At 67.3% G+C, this 20,069-nt stretch carries 22 protein-coding genes and 1 pseudogene; 7 read left to right on the forward strand and 16 right to left on the reverse strand.

The features are described 5' to 3' along the window. Positions 1 to 125 precede the first annotated feature (125 nt). The 3 genes from ACFXN1_RS39520 (at position 126) to ACFXN1_RS39530 (ending at position 3,438) form a co-directional block, all read left to right on the forward strand. Complete coding sequence (locus ACFXN1_RS39520; RefSeq protein WP_379440524.1) at positions 126 to 1,778, forward strand: family 20 glycosylhydrolase; 1,653 nt, start codon at positions 126 to 128, stop codon at positions 1,776 to 1,778. Between the two features lie 199 nt (positions 1,779 to 1,977). After that, positions 1,978 to 2,688, forward strand: a complete 711-nt coding sequence (locus ACFXN1_RS39525; RefSeq protein WP_379440525.1) for an IclR family transcriptional regulator — start codon at positions 1,978 to 1,980, stop codon at positions 2,686 to 2,688. A 414-nt stretch (positions 2,689 to 3,102) separates the two neighbouring features. Next, a complete protein-coding gene (locus ACFXN1_RS39530; RefSeq protein ID WP_379440527.1) occupies positions 3,103 to 3,438 on the forward strand; it encodes a helix-turn-helix domain-containing protein in 336 nt (111 codons plus the stop codon). Between the two features lie 222 nt (positions 3,439 to 3,660). Here ACFXN1_RS39530 and ACFXN1_RS39535 read toward each other — a convergent pair whose 3' ends face one another. The 13 genes and pseudogenes from ACFXN1_RS39535 to ACFXN1_RS39595 form a co-directional block, all read right to left on the reverse strand. Further along, complete coding sequence (locus ACFXN1_RS39535) at positions 3,661 to 4,941, reverse strand: MFS transporter (RefSeq protein WP_379440528.1); 1,281 nt, start codon at positions 4,939 to 4,941, stop codon at positions 3,661 to 3,663. A 57-nt stretch (positions 4,942 to 4,998) separates the two neighbouring features. Then, on the reverse strand, positions 4,999 to 5,739 hold the full coding sequence (locus ACFXN1_RS39540; RefSeq protein ID WP_379400505.1) for an SDR family NAD(P)-dependent oxidoreductase: 741 nt from the start codon (positions 5,737 to 5,739) through the stop codon (positions 4,999 to 5,001). 54 nt (positions 5,740 to 5,793) lie between these two features. Then, on the reverse strand, positions 5,794 to 6,975 hold the full coding sequence (locus tag ACFXN1_RS39545) for a lipid-transfer protein (protein WP_379440530.1): 1,182 nt from the start codon (positions 6,973 to 6,975) through the stop codon (positions 5,794 to 5,796). Further along, a complete protein-coding gene (locus tag ACFXN1_RS39550) occupies positions 6,972 to 8,024 on the reverse strand; it encodes an acyl-CoA dehydrogenase family protein (RefSeq protein WP_379440531.1) in 1,053 nt (350 codons plus the stop codon). Before ACFXN1_RS39550 ends, ACFXN1_RS39545 begins: the two co-directional genes overlap by 4 nt. Beyond that, on the reverse strand, positions 8,024 to 8,272 hold the full coding sequence (locus ACFXN1_RS39555) for a Zn-ribbon domain-containing OB-fold protein (protein ID WP_379440579.1): 249 nt from the start codon (positions 8,270 to 8,272) through the stop codon (positions 8,024 to 8,026). The genes ACFXN1_RS39550 and ACFXN1_RS39555 overlap by 1 nt, the downstream gene beginning before the upstream one ends. A gap of 18 nt (positions 8,273 to 8,290) precedes the next feature. Beyond that, a pseudogene (locus ACFXN1_RS39560) lies at positions 8,291 to 8,473 on the reverse strand (zinc ribbon domain-containing protein); the annotation flags it as partial. Next, positions 8,470 to 9,630 carry an acyl-CoA dehydrogenase family protein gene (locus ACFXN1_RS39565; RefSeq protein WP_379440533.1) on the reverse strand — a complete coding sequence of 387 codons (1,161 nt, stop codon included), beginning with the start codon at positions 9,628 to 9,630 and terminating at the stop codon, positions 8,470 to 8,472. The pseudogene ACFXN1_RS39560 and the gene ACFXN1_RS39565, both read right to left, overlap by 4 nt. Before the next feature lie 207 nt (positions 9,631 to 9,837). After that, the gene (locus tag ACFXN1_RS39570) at positions 9,838 to 10,659 is read right to left on the reverse strand and encodes an SDR family oxidoreductase (RefSeq protein WP_379421291.1); all 822 of its coding nucleotides are present in this window, start codon (positions 10,657 to 10,659) and stop codon (positions 9,838 to 9,840) included. Positions 10,660 to 10,827: 168 nt separating this feature from the next. Next, positions 10,828 to 11,304, reverse strand: coding sequence for a nuclear transport factor 2 family protein (locus tag ACFXN1_RS39575; protein ID WP_379440534.1), 477 nt, complete (start codon positions 11,302 to 11,304; stop codon positions 10,828 to 10,830). Further along, positions 11,301 to 12,182 (reverse strand): LLM class F420-dependent oxidoreductase, encoded by an 882-nt coding sequence (locus ACFXN1_RS39580; RefSeq protein ID WP_379440536.1) that lies wholly within the window; start codon positions 12,180 to 12,182, stop codon positions 11,301 to 11,303. The genes ACFXN1_RS39575 and ACFXN1_RS39580 overlap by 4 nt, the downstream gene beginning before the upstream one ends. Before the next feature lie 108 nt (positions 12,183 to 12,290). Beyond that, positions 12,291 to 12,893, reverse strand: coding sequence for a TetR family transcriptional regulator (locus ACFXN1_RS39585; RefSeq protein WP_379400513.1), 603 nt, complete (start codon positions 12,891 to 12,893; stop codon positions 12,291 to 12,293). Between the two features lie 262 nt (positions 12,894 to 13,155). Continuing rightward, positions 13,156 to 13,887, reverse strand: coding sequence for a DJ-1/PfpI family protein (locus ACFXN1_RS39590; protein WP_379440537.1), 732 nt, complete (start codon positions 13,885 to 13,887; stop codon positions 13,156 to 13,158). 15 nt (positions 13,888 to 13,902) lie between these two features. Beyond that, positions 13,903 to 14,859 carry a GlxA family transcriptional regulator gene (locus ACFXN1_RS39595; protein ID WP_379400515.1) on the reverse strand — a complete coding sequence of 319 codons (957 nt, stop codon included), beginning with the start codon at positions 14,857 to 14,859 and terminating at the stop codon, positions 13,903 to 13,905. Positions 14,860 to 15,039: 180 nt separating this feature from the next. Between ACFXN1_RS39595 and ACFXN1_RS39600 the strand changes: the two genes are divergently transcribed. The 3 genes from ACFXN1_RS39600 to rplL are packed head-to-tail and all read left to right on the forward strand — an operon-like array spanning position 15,040 to position 16,237. Next, positions 15,040 to 15,381, forward strand: coding sequence for an acyl-CoA thioesterase (locus ACFXN1_RS39600; protein ID WP_379421290.1), 342 nt, complete (start codon positions 15,040 to 15,042; stop codon positions 15,379 to 15,381). Beyond that, positions 15,381 to 15,812 (forward strand): acyl-CoA thioesterase, encoded by a 432-nt coding sequence (locus ACFXN1_RS39605; RefSeq protein WP_379440539.1) that lies wholly within the window; start codon positions 15,381 to 15,383, stop codon positions 15,810 to 15,812. The genes ACFXN1_RS39600 and ACFXN1_RS39605 overlap by 1 nt, the downstream gene beginning before the upstream one ends. Before the next feature lie 41 nt (positions 15,813 to 15,853). Then, entirely contained in the window at positions 15,854 to 16,237 is a 384-nt protein-coding gene (gene rplL, locus ACFXN1_RS39610; protein WP_357001394.1) for a 50S ribosomal protein L7/L12, read from the forward strand. 268 nt (positions 16,238 to 16,505) lie between these two features. On the opposite strand, the gene ACFXN1_RS39615 is transcribed toward rplL, so the two are convergent. Then, complete coding sequence (locus ACFXN1_RS39615; protein WP_379440540.1) at positions 16,506 to 17,114, reverse strand: MerR family transcriptional regulator; 609 nt, start codon at positions 17,112 to 17,114, stop codon at positions 16,506 to 16,508. Between the two features lie 285 nt (positions 17,115 to 17,399). Beyond that, positions 17,400 to 17,561, reverse strand: coding sequence for a hypothetical protein (locus tag ACFXN1_RS39620; protein ID WP_354841596.1), 162 nt, complete (start codon positions 17,559 to 17,561; stop codon positions 17,400 to 17,402). Between the two features lie 159 nt (positions 17,562 to 17,720). On the opposite strand from ACFXN1_RS39620, the gene ACFXN1_RS39625 reads away from it, so the two are divergent. Beyond that, positions 17,721 to 19,025 carry a hypothetical protein gene (locus ACFXN1_RS39625; protein ID WP_379440542.1) on the forward strand — a complete coding sequence of 435 codons (1,305 nt, stop codon included), beginning with the start codon at positions 17,721 to 17,723 and terminating at the stop codon, positions 19,023 to 19,025. Here the strand turns inward: ACFXN1_RS39625 and ACFXN1_RS39630 are convergent. Next, positions 19,017 to 20,045: an LLM class flavin-dependent oxidoreductase gene (locus ACFXN1_RS39630; protein WP_379440543.1), complete on the reverse strand. Its 1,029-nt coding sequence runs from the start codon at positions 20,043 to 20,045 to the stop codon at positions 19,017 to 19,019. The two genes, ACFXN1_RS39625 and ACFXN1_RS39630, sit on opposite strands and share 9 nt — an antisense overlap. Positions 20,046 to 20,069: the final 24 nt, after the last annotated feature.

A 20,069-nucleotide genomic window follows, 5' to 3' on the forward strand; every position in this document is an offset into this window, starting at 1 on the left:
CGTGGCCGACCTCGGGGCAGCAGTCGAAATCCCCGCACCGCGCGTCTGATCCGATCTCGAAGGCCAGCTAGGGACGGCCACCGCCATCCCGGCCGGTCTTCGTTCATCCGTCCCGAAGGAAACACATGACGAGAAGCGAACCCGCCACATCCATCCCTAACCTGGTCACGGGTATCGTCCCCACCCCTTACCTAGTTCGGCGCCTGACCGGTCCGGAAATGGCACTCACCCCCGACACCGCAGTCCTGGCCGACTCCGACTCTGCGATGCCGATCGCCAGACGCTTCGTCAGCGAGTACTTTTCGGACACCTCGGTCCGCCTGAACCTGATCCGCGACGCAACGGAGGCCCGCGGACCGGTGCTCGAATTCCGGCTGGATGCACCGCCCGACGATGCGGTACCGGGGGCAACCGGCATCGATCCCACCGGCGCGGACACCGATGAGCGCCACTCGATTCGGATCGAGGCACGCGGGGCGACGCTCACCGCACCCACCCCGGCCGGGCTCTACCGCGCATCGGCCAGCTTCCGCCAACTCGCTGCCGCACACCGCATTTCCGGCACGGGCATCACCCCCATGATGGTGCTCGACGGCCCACGCTATCGATGGCGCGGACTGTCACTGGACATGGCACGGCACTTCTTCACCGTCGGCGAACTGTCCAGGGTCATCGACCTGCTCGCCTACTACAAGCTCAACGTGCTGCACCTCCATCTAACCGACAACGAGGGCTGGCGACTGCAGGTCCCGGGCCGCCCGAAACTCACCGAGAATTCGGATGACTTCCTGTCGGTCGGCGAATACGCCGCGATCACCGACTACGCGAAGCAGCGATTCATCACCATCGTCCCCGAAATCGACATACCCGGTCACATCGGTGCGGCCGCCGCGGCGTATCCGGAGATCGGGACGACCATTCGGGGCGAGGCGAAGCTACCGGGACTGCCCGCGACCGCGTTCACCCACCTCGATCCCGACAATGAGGACGCGCGGCGTTTCGTCAGCGATGTCCTCGGCGTCGTCGCCGAGCTCACCCGAGGGCCTTTCGTTCACATCGGCGGCGACGAGACCGTGTTCATGCCTGCCGAAAAGTACCGCCGCTTCATCGATTTCGCCGCTACCCAGCTGGCCGAGCGAGGCAAACAGGTGATCGCCTGGCAGCAAACCGTACGGGCCGAGCCGGAACGGATCGCCATGTTCCAGTATTGGAACGACATGCTCGCCCCGGACGACTCCACCGCGATCCCCGACCCGATCCCGAGCGACCACCCACTCGCGGGTATGGCTGCGGCGCTGCAGGATTCGGCGGTTCTCGATGCCATTCACGCGGAATCGGCACGTGCTCGACAAGATCCATACCTTCTTGCGCGGGCCTCGGCACCGGTACTGCTGTCGCCTGCTTCGCACGCGTACCTCGATCGCGCCTACGCCGAACCGCCCCGCGATCCGGGCGCGTCACGTCCGCACCTGGGCCACCCGATCCACGCGGCGTCGACCATCCGTCGCAGCTGGGAATGGGACCCCGCGCGGATTCTCGGCGATCTCGAGGTCGAGATCGCAGGCGTCGAGGCGGCCATCTGGTGCGAGACCGTCGAGGGCTTCGCCGACCTCGGGCGGCTCGTGCTGCCACGCCTGGTCGGCACGGCCGATCGGGCCTGGTCGCTCTCGACCGACCACACGTGGGACGAGTACCGCGACGGCCTGGCCTCGCACGCGCGCTGGTGGCGACAGCGCGGATGGGAGTACTTCGACTCCTCGCTGGTCGAGTGGGCGTGAACGGCGCAGAGAGGTACGCAGCCGACCACTGGGCAGAATGAATTTCAGTTTTGCCTTCCTGTGAGGTCAGAGCGCTGCTAACGTGGAGCCCGTCACTAGAATTAATTTCAGTTCCGTTTCCGGAGGTCCCGTGACTGCCTCAGTCCTCGAAGCTTCACACCCCCAGAGCTCGCAGCTCCCGCCCTCGATGATCGAGAGGATGAGCCTGATCCTCGACACGTTTCCCTACCGCACCAGTCGCCTGACACTCGACGACGTCGCCCGAGCTACCCGGCTGCCCCGCTCCACCGCCCACCGGATCATCGAACAAATGATCAGAGTCCGGTGGCTCGACCGCACCAGCTTGGGCTACAGCCTGGGACCACGGGCACTGCAGGTCGGCAGCAACGACGACTCCAACGCCCTCAGATCAGCAGCCGCGCCGTTGCTGCACGCATTGATGCTGCGCACGGGTATGACAGTGCACCTGGCAACCCTCGACAAAGGGCAGGTGTATTTCCTCGACAAGATGGGTGGCCACTTCGCCAAAAGCGTGCCGTCACGTGTCGGTGCAACAGCACCCGCGCACGCGACGGCGCTGGGGAAAGCAATGCTGGCCTGGCTCACGCCCGAAGACGTGGACCGACGCGTTGCCAGCGCGATGACCCGGTCGACCGCGAGCACCATCACCGATATCAACCTGCTTCACAAGCAACTCAGCGCCATACGCGACCGAAACGGCATCGCGTTCGCGCGCGGAGAATGCTTCGATGACATCGCCTGCACCGCTGTCGCTATCCGCACCCCCCTCGACAGCACGATCGGTGCAATCTCGTTGACCGGTAAAAGCGACGCGCAGCTCGAGCGAGTCGCGCCGCTGGTGCTCGACGCTGCCCGACAGGTGACCGCCGCGATTTTTCACCAATCTTGATTCGCGAACCTTCCGAAGTGCAGCAGTAGTTCGAGCGAGGCAGAAACTCGACACCACCGCCCGTTTCCGCGCCACGCGGGACTTCGAGCGTTCGGTGTGGCCCGGCGGTTAGGTCATCCAGCACCCGCCTGCGCGCCGGGCGGTCGAATCTACGACGTCTGCGCCACCGCCGAATACTCCGACGCATTCGGCCGTCCCGTCACACCTGGACGGCGATCGAGAGCTCGACGCCATCGAGCCCAATAGGCGCTGCGGGCCCGGTCGGCACGGAGGCCGACCAGGACCGGCCGCCCAGTCGCCAAATCTGTTCAGGACCCCGCCTCCCCTAGAAATGAGGCCTCACTGATGCCCAGCCAGTTCGGTCGGCGGTTGAACGCCCTATTCGACCAGTGGGCGCAGCAGCACCATGAGCGCTTGACCAATCATCGGTTGGTTGCTGAGCTCGACCGTCGTGGCTTCTCGGTATCCGAACCGTATCTGTCCCAACTCCGCCGCGGTCGCCGCTCTCATCCTTCATCCGCGCTGGCAGCCGCTCTGGTCGACTTTTTCGGCGTCGACCCGGACTACTTCGGCGACGGCACCACGCACTGCGATGCAACGAACAACAACACCATCATTGCCGATATCCACGGCGATACGCTGCGGCAGCTATTGAGCACGGCCGCCGAGCTGTCGGCTGACTCCCTCGACTACTTGATCATGCTCGCCGTCCGGTTGCGCCGCGCCGAGAACCTCCCCATCGAGCCCTAGGCTATTTCCCGATAGTGGCCGCATTGGGCCGCGCACGCTGCATGCCGTGGCTGGCAGTGAGGCGGAGCCGGGTCTGCGTGAGCTGCGTTACGAGTATTGTAAAGCCTTCCGCAGCAAGAGCTTTCGCTCTTCGTGGACCCGGCTCGCAGGGGGTCAGTCGAATGATGTTGGCCAGCGCCGTATCTCGGGTTGGCATCAGGTGTTGGTGCCCAGATGGCGGGGTCATCGGGTTTTGACTGGAAGGATAGCGAGGGCGCCGAGTCCAGCGACAACTGCCACAACCGGGTACAGCGTGCCGTATCCGTGGGACGCTGTGACGATCGCTGCGGCCGCCATTGGTGCGAAGGTGCTCGGCAGGGTGGATGCGATATTGATGATGCCGAGATCCTTGGCGGCGCTGTCGGCGTCGGGGAGTACTTGGGTGACCAATGCTTGATCGACGGCGAGGAAGGTGCCGAATCCGATCGTCAGCACAACAGTGGATCCGATCAACCCGCCCACGGTCGGAGACCAAATCAGGAGCAGCGCCGAGGCCGCGATGATGATGCCGCCAGCGAGAACGATGGGTTTGCGTCGTCCGATTCTGTCCGAGAGCGGTCCTGCGATGCCGAGGGCCAGGAGAAATCCGGGCAAGCTGACCAGACTGATTATCGGGGTGAGATGCGTGGCTTCCGTGAGCGTCAGGCCTACGTAGTCCTGGGCGATATAGAGCTGGTAGGTCAGCACCATGTAGTAGCCGCCGCAGATCAGGAACCGGCCGAGAAATACCCAGAAGAAATCGGGATGGCGTCTGGGGTTGACCCAGAACATCTGCAGCACAGTGGCGACCGAAAGCGGGGGTCGGCTGCTGTTTCGATTGTCGGCGTCCGGGTTCGCTATCAGGAATCCGAGCGAGAAGACGAGGGTGATGGTGGCGACAACGGTGTATCCCAAGGGGATTCGGGTGGCGAAGCTTGCCCCGATCACCGGACCGAGGATCGCCGCGATCACCGTTCCCAGGCCGGCCAGGGTTGAATAGCGGCCGCGCCGATCCACCGGCACCCGGTCCGGCTGGATCGCGGTGAGGGGGCCACCGAAGGTGTTGAAGCCCAGGTAGGCGATGCTCGCGGTCATCAGCAGCATCGCGACCGACGTGGACGACCCGGCCGCGATCAGACCCAGGAATCCGAGCAGTGCACCGGCCAGCATCCACGGCGATCGTGCTCCGAACCGTGTCCGCGTGCGGTCGGACAAGACGCCCACGACCGGTTGCGTGAGAACCGAAACGGTAGCGACGACCGCGTTGACCAGTGCGAGCTGCTGCACTTTGTGATCGGAGTCCATCGACTGAACCTGCAGCGCAGCAAAGTATCCGACGGACCCGAAGCACAATTGTGGGCAGACATGCGCGAACGGAGCGCTGAGGAACAGGCGCCGCAGGGAACGGTCGGCGATCGGGCGCCCCGCGGCCGAGGGAACCTGGGACGGCGGAGGGCTGGCGTCGGTCGAGGTGGCTGGGGCCATCGGGTGTCCTTGGGGCGCTTGACGATAGCGGGTGGGAGGTCGCGGGCGATGCGGCCGCTACGCCATGAAGGCGGCGCCGCCGTCCACGCTGATGGTGGTTCCGGTGACGTAGCTCGCGTCCGGTCCGGCCAGGTAGACCACGGCCCGGCCGATGTCGTTCTCGGCATGGCCGAGGCGAGGGATCGACAGGTTGGCGAGGATGTTGTCGAGCTGTCCCGGGTGTTTTTCGAATTCGGCTGCAGCGGCGTCGGACAGGACGAACGGGCAGATGGCGTTCACGGTGATGCCGGATCGGCCCCACTCGCGCGCGGCGGCGCGAGTGATTCCCGCGATCGCGGATTTGGCCGCGATGTAGGTGACGAAGTTGGGAATTGCGGTCACTTCCGAGCCGGATCGGAGGTTGATGATTCTGCCTCCGTCGACAAGATGCGGATAGCAGGCGCGCATGAAGTACAGGGTGGCCATCGGGCCGGTACTCATCGCCAGTTCGATGTCCTTGTCGCTGGTTTCGGTCAGCGGCAGCAGTGCGGATGCCATGGCATTGTTGACGAGAATGTCGACGGTCCCGAACTTGGTGACAACCTCGTCGACGAAGGCGTTGACCTGGGAACTGTCGCGGATGTCGCAAATCTTGGCGAGTGCAGTGTCCTCGCCGAGCTCGGCGACGAGGTCGTCGGCCGGTTTGATATCGGGTATTGCCACGCGGGCTCCGGCATGTGCGAGGGCGAGCGCGATACCGCGACCCACTCCCCCGGCTGCACCGGTGACGATTGCGACTTTGTCTTTCAGTGTTTGCATACCTGTTCTCTCATTTCTCGTTGTCGCCGTGTATTTCCGGAGTTATGTGATGGGTCATGGGCGGATATTGCCGAGGACGAGGCCGCTGGTCGGCACGCCTGTGCCCGCAGTGACCAGGACGCTGGTGAGGTCGGGCGGCTGGTTCACCGCTGTTCCCCGGACCAGGCGTACCGCCTCCGCGATGCCGTTCATTCCATGCAGGTACGCCTCGCCCAGCTGACCGCCGTGAGTGTTCAAGGGCTGTGGGCCGCCGGGATCGAGGTGGCCGTCGGCGAGGAGATGGCGTGCTTCGCCGCGGGCGCAGAAGCCGAGCTCCTCGAGTTGCGGTAGCACCAGCGGCGTGAAGTGGTCGTAGAGGATGACCGCTCCCATGTCGCGCGGCCCGAGCCCGCTTTGATTCCACAGCTGCCGCCCGACCAGTCCCATCTCGGGAATGCCGGAGATCGAGGGCCGGTAGTAGGAGGTCATCATGAGCTGGTCGTCGCCGGCGCCTTGGGCCGCACCGAGCACGTAGGCCGGTGGATGCCGCAGGTCACGCGCTCGTTCCGCGGACACGACAACCACGGCCTGGGCGCCGTCGGTTTCCTGACAGCAATCCAGCAAGTGCAGAGGTTCGGCGATCCACCGGGAGTTCTGGTGTTCCTCGAGCGTGATCGGGCGACCGTGAAACCAGGCCTGCGGGTTCGTTGCCGCGTGCGCGCGATCGATGACCGCGACGCGACCGAAATCCTCACTCGTCGCGCCGTACTCGTGCATGTAGCGGCGAGCGAACATCGCCACCCACTGCGCCGGGGTGGACAGACCATAGGGGGTCATCCACGAGTAACTCGCCCGGTCGGCGCTGATGTCCATGGGTCTGTCGGCCTGGCCCAAACCGTAACGCTCGCCGGAACGTTCGTTGAATGCGCGCCAGCACACGACGACCTCGGCCAGCCCGGCGACGATCGCCGCGACCGCATGGGCGACGGTGCCGCAAGCCGCGCCACCGCCGTGCCCGACTCGGGAAAAGAACGACAGTTCGCCGATACCGACATTGCGTGCGACGTGATTCTCGGACGAGGATTCGGCGGTGAACGTCACCATGCCGTCGACATCGCCCGGGGTCAGTCCCGCGTCGGCGATGGCGGCCGTGACCGCCTCGCAGGCCAGCTGCAGCTCACTGCGCCCGGACGCCTTGGAGAATTCGGTGGCCCCGATGCCGGCGATCGCCGCCGCACCGGTGATGGATGGGCTCATCGTTCACTGCTTCCGAGGAGTTCGCCGAGTTCCTGCAGGACGGCTTCGGGTCCGCCGAAAGTGGCGGCGAGTTGTTTGCCCCAGAGGAAGTGGCGGTGGACGGAGTAATCGGTGTCGACTCCGATGCCGCCGTGGACATGCTGGACGCGGTGCACGACATCGAGTCCGGCCTGCCCGCACCACCATGCGGCGACCAATGCCGCTCTGTCCGCTTGGTTTTCGTCGGAATCAGAGGTGAGGGCCTGCCACAGGGTCAGGCGCATGGCGTCGACGTCGGTCCAGCAGTCGGCCAGCTGATGCTGCACGGATTGAAACGAGCCGATGGAGCGGCCGAACTGGCGGCGGTCACGGACATAGTCGGCGGCCAGGCGCAGCGCGCCGTCGGCAACGCCCACCTGCAGTGCGGCCACCGCCAGCCGCGACCAGCGCACAACCTCGGTCGACGCCTGCCTACCACCGACCCGCAGCGCCGGTGTCGACTCGAGCACCAGATCCTGCGCGCGGTCGAGATCGGTCGTCGGCGCGGGTTCCCAGGCCAGATCGTGGTTCGTCACCAGATACAGGCCCGGGCCGTCGTCGGCGACGGCGGAGACGAGCACGAAATCGACGCCCTCGGGTGTCGGGACCGCAGCCTTGATACCCGACAGTCGCCATGTGCCAGAGCCACTTCCGTTCTCGGTGGGGGTGGCTCGGCACGTCGGTGCGGCCGCAGTGGCGCTCCCGTATTCCTCGAGCGCGACCGTCAGTCGGACGGCGCCGTCGGCCACGCCGGTGAGTACGTCGCCGCAGGCGTGGCGGGCCAGCGCCGAGGCGGCGACGATGTGCGGCCAGACCGGGGCGGCCGAGACGGTCCGGCCCTGTTCTTCGAGCAGCACGCACGCAGCGTCCATGCCCAGTCCGGCGCCGCCGTGCTCGTCGGGGAGGGCCAGCCCGAGCAGTCCGGTACGGCCGAGTTCGGTCCAGATGGTGTCGGAATCGCCGAGCGCCGAGAACACGCGGGCGGCCAGCGCTTGGACTTCGAGCAGTTCATCGCTGAGTCGGAAGTCCATCAGCGTTCCTCGATAGTGGCCGGTGCGAAGACCGGCAGGCTCAGCTCGGAGTCGGCGTCGAACCAGCCGAGGGTCAATGGCATACCGATTTCGAGGTCGGCGACGGCGACGCCGGTGAGATTGGTGATCAGCCGGGTTCCTTCTTCGAGCTCGACGAGCCCCACGATCAGCGGGTAGTCGAAGGCGGGATGGCGGGGATGGTGTGCCACGACCCAGGAGTAGAGGGTGGCCCGGCCGGTTGCCTGCACGGCGTCCCAGTCGAAGGACTGACACCGCGGGCATTGGGGACCGGGTGGGTGCCGAAGTGTTCGACACGCCGCACAGCGTTGCACCAGGAGCTGATGCCGGCGTGCAGCTTCGAACCAGAACCGGTTGTCGAGGTTGATCGCCGGCCGCGGGCGGAGCTCGCGGATTTCTGCTGCAGTGGCGTCGGAGGATTCGTGGTTCATCGCGCACCTCGGGGCAGCCCCAGGGCGCCGGTGGCGACCATGTCGCGCAGGACATCGTTGACTCCGCCGCCGAAGGTGTTGACGATGCCCTGTCGGGACAGCTGCTCGACCTGTCCGTGCAACGCGGCCCGGGCCGCCTCGGAGCGGAGCCGTCCGGCGGCGCCGAGCACGAAGCTCATCGACCGCTGCAGGTCGATATGGGCTTCGGTGCCGTAAACCTTTGCGGCGGCGGCCTTCTCGGGGCTCAGGGTTCCGTCACCGACCTCGGCGGCGAGCCGGTGGTTCATCAGCCGCATCGCTTCCAGCCGCGCGTGTGTGCGCGCGAATTCGCGCCGCACCCAAGGTTGTTCGGCCACGCCGGTGTCCTGGGCCCAGGCGAGCGTTTCCTCCCACAGCTGGATCATCCGGCCGCCGAGGGCGGCCAGCGCCACCCGTTCGTGGTTGAGCTGGGTGGTGATCAGCCGCCAGCCGCCGTTGACCTCACCCACCACGTCGGCCGCGGGGACACGGATGCCGGAGTAATAGGTGGCGGTCACTGTCATGCCGCCGACGGTGGTGATCGGGGTCCAGGAGTAGCCGGGGTCATCGCAGGGCACGATCAGGATCGAAATGCCCTGATGCTTGGGGGCTTCGGGGTCGGTGCGGCAGGCCAGCCACACGTAGTCGGCGGTGTTGCCGCCGGTGGTGAAGATCTTGGCTCCGTCGACGACGAACCCGTCACCGTCAGCGACCGCGCGAGTCCGCAGGGACGCGAGATCGGTTCCCGCCTCGGGTTCGGTGTAGCCGATCGCGAACACGATCTCGCCGCTGAGCATGCCCGGAAGGAACCTGGCCTTCTGTTCCTCGGTGCCGTACTGCATGAGTGCCGGGCCCACGGTATTGATGGTGACCAGGGGGAACGGCACTCCTGCCCGCTGAATTTCGTCGTAGAAGATGAACTGTTCCTCGGCGGTCAACCCGCGGCCTCCGTACTCCGGCGGCCACCCGACGCCGAGCCATCCGTCCCGGCCGAGCATGCGAGTCACCTCGCGGAATCGCGGCCCGCCGGCGCCGGCCTCGGCCACCTCTCGACGTTGCGCCGGGGGCAGGAGTCGGGCGAAGTACTCGCGCAGCTCTCTGCGTAGGGCCCTTTGCTGGGTTGTCTCTCGCAGATCCATGGGTCGTCATTCTGCTGTCGAGGCGAAAACGTGCAACCGGCCCTTCTGCTCACCGGGACAAGCCAATTGGGGCCGGCATTTGCGCGAACAGAGCCGTCGATGGGCGGTCGTGGACCATCAGCGAATACCAGCCAGGGCGGCGTCGTCGATGGTCGATCGACGGCGCCGCCCCAGGCGGTTTGTTGAGAGAATTTGCTGGCAGGGAACCTACCGTGGCGTGTGCGTGGCCAGGGATCTGGCGACGCGGGGGGCGTTGATCAGAACTCCCAGGAGTGGGTCGGTTTCGGTGTGCGGTGCCGAGGCCAGCCATGCGATCACTCGGCCGGACGCATCCGAGGGTGCCCCTGTGAAGCCGCTGGCCTTGATGTCGGCTGTGCCTCCTCGGGCGGCGCCCGATTCGGTGATGACGAATCCGGGCTCTATGTTGAATGCGCGGATCCCGTCGCCGCGGTGTTCGGCGTTGATGGCGCCGGCCAGGCGCCCGAAAGCTGCCTTCGCCGCCGAATAGCCCAGTCCCCAGCCTCCTTCGCCGGGCGGGGCCGGGGGATCGACGACGGCTGAGCCCGAACACAGGTTGACGATCGTGCCGCCGCCGGAGTCGATCATCGCCGGCAGGAGTGCCTGGGTCAGGCGGATCTGCTCGATGAGATTGGCTTCCAGCGATTCGCGCAGGTCATCGAGATCCAGTTCGAGGAACCGTGCGTGCGGCTTGTGCAGGATGGCGTTGTTGACCACCAGGTGCGGGGCTCCCCAGCGGTGCAGCAACTCCGCTGCCGCCGCGGTCACCGAGGCCGAATCTGCCAGGTCCATCCGCAGCGGTAACGCACGCGCTCCCAGTATCTCGATCTCAGCGCGGGTGGTGGCCAGACTGCCCGGCACCCCGAAGCTGATTTCCCCTTCCCGCGTAGTGCGGGCCGGCACGGTACCTTCGCCTTCCACCACGGTGCGCGCGGTGAATGCGACGTCGAATCCGGAGCCTGCCAGCACCAGCGCTGTGGCGCGGCCGATACCTCGGCTGGCGCCGGTCACGAGTGCTGTGGGACGAGACGAAGACATGTGTGAAGCTCCTCGAGACAGATGGTCCCTCGGCGCGGTGGACGGGCCTGCGGACCGCGGATATGACCAGGGAATCGGGGTGGAGACGTCGTTGGGCGGCAGCTGATCACCGGTTCTGCCGCGGCGCAGGTTCGGCGACGCCTACCCTGTCGGGCCTGGTGCTCGCATCGCCGCTACCGGCCGGGACTCGATGAATGCCACATGCAGGCTGCGTCGTGCGAGCAACCAGCCTGCATGGGTGCTGCGGTAGTGGTCGCGGTAGATGATGTGCCAGACCAGGTCGGCGTCGCGGTCGTGGCGTCGGGTGAGGTGATGTGCGGTGCACGAGACCCTCCCGATAGCCGTTGCCGCGGTGGGCCCGGGATCGAAGACGGCGCCCACGATCGCGTGGAATGTCACCGGCACGGCGGCCACGGCGGCCAGTGCTGCGGTCACCGCGTCAATCCCGGTGTGGGAGACGACCGGGTCGAGAGTGGCCGGCGGATTCGGCAGCTCCAGAATCCCGTCACCAGTGAAAAGTGCTGCGGCCCTATGAAAATCGCGCTCGTCGACCGCTTCTGCGTAGCGGTGGACGAGGTCCTGTAGGGCGATTCGGTCGTGAATGGTCAGCCCGGTCATGACAGGCCCAGCCGTTGCGCGCAGGCCGACAGCTCGTCCATCGCCTGTTGCAGATCCGCTGTCGGGGTCGGGGCCAGCAAGAGCCGATCGGCGCCCTGTTCGGCAAGGCGGCCGGAGCGGTCGAGGTCGATACGGGAGACCAGGTGACCCAGCGACAGCTCCAGCTGCGCAGGGTCGCGGCCTGCTTGGGTCGCTTCTTCGTGCATCAGCTTGACCAGCGCGGCCAACTGGTCGCCAGTGACTCCCAGTGGTTGCAGCCCGGCACCGTATCGTCCCGCGCGGCGCGCCGCGGCCTTGGTGTGGCCGCCTACGTGAATCGGCACACCGCCGGCCCGGACGGGCTTCGGGTAGCACATCGCTGACTGGAAGCTGAAGAATTCACCCTTGTGGTCGACGCCGGTCTCGCCTGTATCGGCCCACAATTTGGCGAGCACTTCCAGTTGCTCGTCGGCCCGTCGCCCGCGGGCATCGAAGGGGGCTCCGCATGCCTCGATCTCTTCCTTCATCCATCCCATGCCGATGCCGACCCGCAGCCGCCCGTTCGACAACCGATCGAGGGTGGCCAGCCGCTTGGCCAGCACCACGGGATGGTGATTGGGCAGCACGAGTACGCCGGTCGCCAAGCCGAGCCGCGTGGTCTGCCCTGCCAGAAAAGCCAGAAGTTCGAGGGGATCGGGAATATCGCAGTCGTCGGGGAGTTCCATTTTCCCCGACGACGCATAGGGATAGACGCTGGCGTAGTGGCTCATCACGACGGCGTGCTCGATGGCGACCAGAGACTCGAAGCCACACGCTTCCACATGCCTGGCGAAGCCGGATATCCAAGCAGGATCGGCGCTGGTGCCCGCGGCAGCAGGGGCGATGATCGCGTATTTCATGGACGGCGATGCTACGGAGCTGTGCGGCACCGCAGGTGGGAGGTTTTCGGTGAGCGAGACATCGCCGGTAGGGCGATAGTCGACACCGGGCCGCCCGTGGCGCGATCATCACGCCAGTTCCTCGATACCGGTGAGCAGCTTCCGGCACGCTACTCGGGTGTCCTCCTCGGCCTGCTCGGTGGTGATGTGGTGGTTCAGCGCCGCATTGAGCACCCCGTACCAGGCCGCCTCGGTGATGCGCACCAGGCGGGCTTGGGCGTCGCTGGCGTGTTCGACCCCCAGCAGCTGGGTGATCAAGTCGCTGAAGCGGTTGGTCACCACACCGCCGGCCTGGGCGACGGCAGTGAGATTCGACTGCAGCATCGCGTGCGCGAGCAACGGTCGCGACAGTAGCTCGCGGCCGCCCTCGACGAGCAGATCGCTGACCGCTTGCACCCGGTCGACGCCGGGGCGAGTCAGTGGGGTTGTCTCGGCGAGATGCTTCACGCGGTCGGACAACAGTGCGTTGAACAGGTGCGTCTTGGACGGGAAGTAGCGGTACAGCGTGGCAATCGCCACCCCGGCGTCCTTGGCGACATCGTGCATCTGAACTCGTTCCAAGCCCTTTTCGGCCCCGTGGTGCGCCGCGGCACGCAGGATCCGCTGACGACGCGACTCCTGTTCGGGTGAACTCGGCTGGGCCGGAAGCCGATCCTCGGCGATGCGTGGCACAGCGTCCCTCCGTGTGTGATGTCTGGCTGTCGTTGTCGTCTCCGCCAAAATTACCTGCCGCTGAGCCCGACGGACTGTGGCATCGTGCCCCCTACCTCTCACCTGCCCAGGTGGCGATTCCGGTCAGCGGAAGCGCAGAGAAAACCGCCGGCCGCCTTCCCCTTCGCAGGCCCCGCATCAGCGCCCGCGAAACCCGCCGAGTATTTCCTGCGGGAGGCGCGTATCGAACCGGAAGCGGTCACCCTTCCGGCGGTACGGGAAGTCAGCGCTTGGCGGCGGCGCGTTCCCGCATGCGGTTGAGGGTCAGCCGCCAGAAGGTGGTGGCCAGGTCGACCGGAAGGCGGGGTGTGGCGGCGCGTTTGGTCATCTCCAGTCGGGCCTTGCGCATGATCTCGGCGGGCGCCTTGTCCGGGTGACCGGCGTCGAACGGCGGGTGCGGGTCGTATTCGATGTAGAGCTGGGTCATCTGCGCGACCTGCTCCCCCGCGATCCGGCCGACCAGCCACAGCCCGAGGTCGATTCCGGCGGAAACCCCGGCGGCGGTGACGATCTTGCCGCTGTGCACGATCCGGTCGTGCGGGCGCGACTCGGCCCCGAACGCGGCCAGCGCGGGCTGGGCGGCCCAGTGCGTGGTGGCGGGATGACCGCGCAGGATGTCGGCGGCGGCCAGGATCAGCGCGCCGGAACAGACCGAGGTGGTCCACTGCGTGTTCGGGTGCACGGCCCGCAGCCAGTCGATGAGCTCGCGGTTGGCCATGGCCTCGGTGGTCGCGGCCTCGGATCCGCCGACCAGCACCAGATCCGGTGCGGGGGTCTCGGCGAAGGTGTGGGTCGCGCCCAGCGCCAGCACCCCGCTGTCGGAGACGATCGGGCCGACTTCATTGGAGACGAACCGCAATTCGCTGTCCGGAATCATCCGCAGCACTTCGTACGGCCCGATCGCGTCCAGTACGGTCATGCCCGGGTAGAGCACGATGGCGATCTGGAATGTCATGGGACACTCCCCCTTTCAGAATGTGGTGAACCGGGCGCGGTACTCGCCCGGCGGTATGCCCAGCTGGCGGTGGAAGATTCGGTACAGGGTCTCGGGGCTCCCGAGCCCGACGGCGGCGGCGATCCGGTCCATGGGCTGGTCGGTGGTCTCCAGCAGGCGCCGGGCCGCGGCCACGCGGACCTGCTCGACATAGCGGGCGGGGGTGGTCCCGGTCTCACCCGCGAAGACTCGGGAGAAATGCCGGATGCTCATGCCGACCCGCCCGGCCAGCGCGGGCAGCGAGAGATCCGCCTCCGGATTCTCCTCCATCCAGACCTGCAGCGCCCGCAGCGAATTCCGCTTGGGCGGGTTGGCCGCGAGCGGCGCGCTGAACTGGCTCTGCCCGCCGGGGCGGTGCAGATACACCACCATCCAGCGCGCTACCTCGCGCGCCAGGTCCGGCCCGTGGTCCGCGGCCACGATGGCCAGCGCCAGGTCGATGCCCGCGGTCACCCCCGCCGAGGTCCACATCGGCCCGTCGCGCACGTAGATGCGGTCGGGTTCGGTGGTGATGGCCGGGAACTGCTCGGCCAGCAGCTCGCCACCCGCCCAGTGCGTGGTGGCGCGACGGCCGTCCAGCAGTCCGGCCCGGGCCAGCAGGAAGGTGCCCGAGCAGACCGAGCCCACCCGATCCGAGCCGGCGGCCAGCCGCCGGATGCCGGTCACCAGCTCGGCGTCCCCGGCCGCGGCCCACACGGTCAGCCCGCCCACCACGAGCAGCGTGTCCAGCGGTCCGTCCCAGGTGTCGAGCCCGTGCGCCGCAGTCACCTCGATGCCACACGAGGAACGCACCGGACCGGCCTGCGCGGCGGCCAGTTCGACCCGGTAGCCCGGAGTCGCGCCGAGCGCGGCCGCCCCGGTGAACACGTCGGCGGGTCCGGCGAGATCGGTCAGCTGGAACCCGTCGAAGACCACGATCAGCACCACCCGCATGCCTTCAGCCTGCGGTCTCCGCGCCGATGGCGTCAATGACACGACTCTTGCAGATTCGGCCATCCGGCACCAGCCCGGAGGTTGCCGCCCCGAACTGGCATGAGCTGAATCACCCGGCCCGCTTGATATGAATGCGGGGTGGCCCGACACCTTTTCCTGTGCCCCCTGCGGTGGTCCGACATGGATGCCGACGGGCATGTGCACAATGCGGCGCACCTGCGCTACTTGGAGGAATCCCGTATCGACCTGTTCTGGACGCGGGGTTTCGGCGGCGCCAATGTGGTCGCGCAGATGGACATCGACTACCTGACGCCGCTGCGCTACCGCCAGGAACCGGTACGGGTGGAGACCTGGGTGACCAAGATCGGCACCTCGTCGTTCGCGCTGCAGCAGGAGATCCGGGACGAGGACGTGGTGTACTCCACGGCCGTGTGCACCATGGTCGCCTTCGACCAGGCCACCCAGAGGTCGCGCCTACTGCCCGAGGATCAGCGCCACCTGCTGAAGGATCTGGAAGCCTGATGCACACCTACGACATCCAGCTGCGCCGCACCGACATCGACGCGCAGCAGCACCTCAACAATGTGGTGTTCGCCCAGTACCTGGACGAGGCCCGCTCGGATCTGCTGGGCCGCTACGAGTCTCTCGTGGGTAGCCACGAATCTCTGCCGGGTAGCCACGAATCCGGCGGTGTCCCGTGGCGGGTGGTGGTCGCGGGCCAGCGCCTGTCCTATCGCATGCCGCTGCTCTTCCGTGCAGCGCCGGTCACCGTCACCTCGGTCGTGGAGCGCATCGGCACCACCTCGTTCACCCTGGCACACGAGGTCCGAGACGCCGAATACCTGTATCTCTCCGCCACTTCCACGCTGGTCGCCATCGACGACGGCGCGCCACGCCCGCTGACACGCGGGGAACGCGAATATCTGATGACCTTGGCGGCCCCGCACGCTTAGACTTGTTGGTATCGCCTGGTCAGCGTTGCAAGGGGTACATCATGGCCAAGATGACCATTGTCGAGTTGCTCGACGTTTTCAAAGGTATGACGCTGCTGGAGCTTTCGGAGTTCCTGAAGGCGTTCGAGGAAGAGTTCGGTGTCACCGCCGCGCCGCCCGTGGCCGTGCAGGCCGTGGCGGACGCGCCGCCGGCCGAGGCCGCGGACGAGCAGAGCGAATTCGATCTCGTCCTGGAATCCTTCGGGGACAAGAAGATTCAGGTCATCAAGGCCATGCGGGAGATCATTCCCGGCCTCGGCCTCAAGGAGGCCAAGGACCTGGTCGAGGCAGCCCCCAAGGCGGTCCTGGAGAAGGTCGACAAGGATGCCGCCGAGGCGGCCCGGATAAGACTCGAGGCCGCCGGGGCCCGCGCCGCCCTCCGCTGATCAGTGGGGGCACAGCGCTGTTCAGTCCTGTGCGCGGCGGCGGGCAGCCGTTTCCAGGTACGCGCCGAGTTCGGATTGCAGCACCTTGTCGAGGGCAGCCCGAGCTGCTCCAGCCGGGCCAGCTGGTCCCCGGCCACCTGATGCTCGTCGCTGTCGCCGAAGAAGGTGTCCACCAGCTCGCGCGCCCAGGAACGACTTGGCGGGCTGATGCGCCCGCCGATACGGGTGTGGCCCCGGCGGGACACCGGGGCCACACTCGCCGACGCGACTACCCTTGTGCGCCAATGGGTTCGAAGCCGGGCGGCAGGTAGCGTCGCCGCTCCTCCTGCATGCGCTCGACGTCTTCGGCGCTCAATGCGGCGAAGGCGGCCTCGCGGCGCTGGAACAACTCGGCGCGCTGTTCCTCGGTGAGCTCCCGCATGCGGGCCTCGCGCTGCTGGGCGAGCCGGGTGAATTCCTCCAGTGTCATGGGCTGATTCATGGCCACCATCTCCTCGATCAATCGCAGGAACTCCAGTGCCGACGGCTCGGCCATGCGGTCGAGGCCGTCGCGCACACCGAGCAGGCGGGCGCGCAGGCGCAGGGCCTGTGCGATCCGGCGGTCGAGCACCTCGAGCTGCTGGCGGACCAGGTCCCGAGGGTCCTGATCCGGCGCGTCGGCGAGCACGCCTGCGATCTCCTCGAGCGTGAACCCGAAGTCCCGCAACGCGATCACGCGATGCAGCCGCCGCACGTCCGCCTCGCCGTAGCAGCGATGCCCGCCACCGGTGCGGGAGGACGCCGTCACCAGCCCGAGCCGGTCGTAGTGATGCAGCGTCCGCACGGTCACCCCGGTCTCCCGGGCCAGCTCGCCGACCCGCCAGGTCCGCTCACCCATCGCGCCTCCCTTTCGATGTGCTCCCGCCACGCTAAAACCTGACGTTACGTTGGTTTCAAGCGTGAGCCCGGTCACAAATTCCCGATCGCGACCTGATACTTTTCGGCTATGACAGTCGATTGGGTGTCGACAGGCGGCACGCCGGGGAGCGCGCGAACCAAACCACCGGCCCGGCTGCGAGCTCCGGTGGCACCCGCCGGCGGCCGGCCGAATAACGAAAACGCCCGCCGCCCCGAATGATTCGGGACAGCGGGCGTCGGCCCTGCGACGTTGCGCAGCCCGGGCTCAGCGGGTGCTGTGGGCGCCCAGCGCGGCGCTGAAGATCGCGGCGCGGGCGCGCGTGGACCGCAGATTGGCCCGCTCCTGAGCGGTCAGCGCCGAGCGGGAACGCTCTGCGAGGACCGAGAGCACGGTCAGCGGGTTACGAGAGAAGTTGATGAAAGCCATGACAGCCCTCCTTCCGGAGTTGCGCCGGCGTAATACCGATTGCACAAACCTCGCGGGTTGCGAGGCACAGATCGGCAATTATGGCCCACCACCGACCTTTTGGTCAAGTTCTGTTCACCTTCTGTTCACCTTAGGAGAACTGTGCCGGATACGAGCTCTATGGGATTGCCGCCCTTGACTCTTGGGGATGGCGAACGGGACGCGCTGCGTCAACTGGCGCGGTTCCCGCTACTGGATGCCATCTACGGGCGGCGCTCCCGGCGCTTTCCGCTGGGCGGGAGTATCCCGGCGGGCCCGCTGGCGTTCACCAGCAAGCACGCGCCGCGCGCGCTGAGCGAGCTGGAGCGGGCGGTGGTGCTCAATACCGTCGCGGGCTGGACCGGCTGGCATTTCGGGATCAGCCACCATCCCGGATACGCGCCCGCGTGGCCGAACTACAGCGGGTCGGCGACGGGACGAACCTTCGCCTCGGCGGCCGGATTCCACACCAGCGAGTTCTTCTTCACCGATGACTCCGGGACCTACTTCCTGCCGACCCGCGACGCCCCGCCGACGGCGACCTACGCCCAGGGCGACGGTGCGGCAGAGGCCCAGCTGAACGCGCTGCTGGCGCGGGTGATCCGGTTGTCGGACAAACGCATTCACATTCCGCGCGAGGAGCCGTACCTGGAGGGCCACAACACCTGGATCGCCAATCACCCCGGCTCGCTGCTGGTGATTCCGGTCGCGGATGTGGCCCAGCAGCTGCTGGCCAATATCGGGTTCTTCGTCCAGAACGGGTTCGCGCTGTACGACGACATCAACAAGCGGGAGATCCCGGGCGTCGAAAAGTACCGGGACCGTTTGCGTTTCACCGATCCGATTCCGCTCAGCTTCGTCGAGCAGTACTCGCTGACCGAGGCCACCGCGGAACTCATGGCGGCGGTGGTGAACGGCCACCTGCTGCTCGGTGCCATGGGTTTGGGCGGGTGGACCTTCGACGGCATCGACCGGCTCACCGTGCTGGGGGCGTCCGGCGACCCGGAAGTCCCCGGCCTCGGGTTCCGCTATGACGCCGATCCGGAGTGGCCGTTCCCCAATCCCACCGGGCTGCCCGGGGTGTTCGAGGCGTTCTGCCGTCCGCACCACGAGTCCATGGCCGCCGCGGTCGAGGCGCTGGCCGAGCGCAAGTTCGGGCCGGGCGGGCCGTACCACCCGGCGACGCCGGGGCCCTTCGCCGACACCCCGGGCGTCCGCGGCGCGGCCGCGCCATGGGACCGGCGCTTCCGCGAATTCGTCGCTCTCCAAGCGACTTACATCGACGAGACGTTCGGGAAGTTCCCGGGCACGGTGCCCACGGTCTGGATCATGAACTACCTCCAGGCCCAGCACATCGACCTGGATTTCTACGACACGCTGCTCACCGACACGGCCTACCTGTCCACCCACCGCGAGCATGACGGCGTCTGGCACGGCTCACGCTGAGGCGCGCTGACCTTCCGCAGCGGCGCGCAGTCCTACCGCGTTCGCGAGCCGGCGGTGGGACTCCAGGCGCGCGGTGCGGTCGTAAGTGCTGGTGTGGACCAGGAATTCGTCGGCCCCGGTGCGGCGCACCAGGCGGTCGAGGTCGGCCAGGACCTCGGATTCGGTGCCGTGGATGTGGCCGCGCAGGGCTTCCTCGAACAGCTCGCGCTGGCGATCGGTCATGGGTTGGCGCTCGATGAGCTCGGGCGGGCTCAGGGGCGGGAATTCGCCGCGGGTGCGGGACCAGGCCGCCGACCAGGCCTCGGGCAGGAGCAGGCGGTGGGCCTGCTCGGTGGTGTCGGCGATGACGACCGAGCCGGAGAGGACGACATACGGTTCGTCGCCGCCGGGGCCCGGCCGGAAGCCGGTGCGGTACCGCTCGATCGCCTCGACCATGGCGTCCGCACCGGACACGGGCGCAATGACCAGCGGCAGGCCGAAGCGGGCGGCACGCTCGGCCCCGGAACCGGTGGCGAGCAGGAAGGCGGGCACCCGCAGGCCCTCCGCGGGCCAGGCGTGCACGCCCTGGCGACCACCCGCGAAATAGGCCAGCAGCTCGGACAATTGGGCATCGAAGTCCTCGGCGTCGCGCCGGTCGTGGCCGAGGGCGCGGCGCACACCGCCGGTGAAGCCGACCGAGCGGCCCAGGCCCATATCGATGCGGCCGGGATACAGCGATTCCAGGACACCGAACTGTTCGGCGACGATCAGCGGCTGATGATTGGGCAGCATGACGCCGCCGGTGCCGACGCGGATGCGGGAGGTGGCCGCGGCAATGGCGGCGGCCAGGACCGTCGGTGCGGACCCGGCCACGCCGGGCACGCTGTGGTGTTCGGAGACCCAGAAGCGGTGGTAGCCCCACTCCTCGGCGAGCCGGGCGAACTCGACGGTCTCGCGCAGCGCCTCCGGGTGCGGCTGGTCCTGGCGCACCCGGGAGCGGTCCAGGATGGAGAAGCGGATCGCCCGCAGTGCCGCAGTCATGGTCAGTGCCAACGCAGGCGGCGG

The sequence above is a fragment of the Nocardia sp. NPDC059154 genome, from assembly GCF_042755705.1.
GTDB lineage: Bacteria > Actinomycetota > Actinomycetes > Mycobacteriales > Mycobacteriaceae > Nocardia.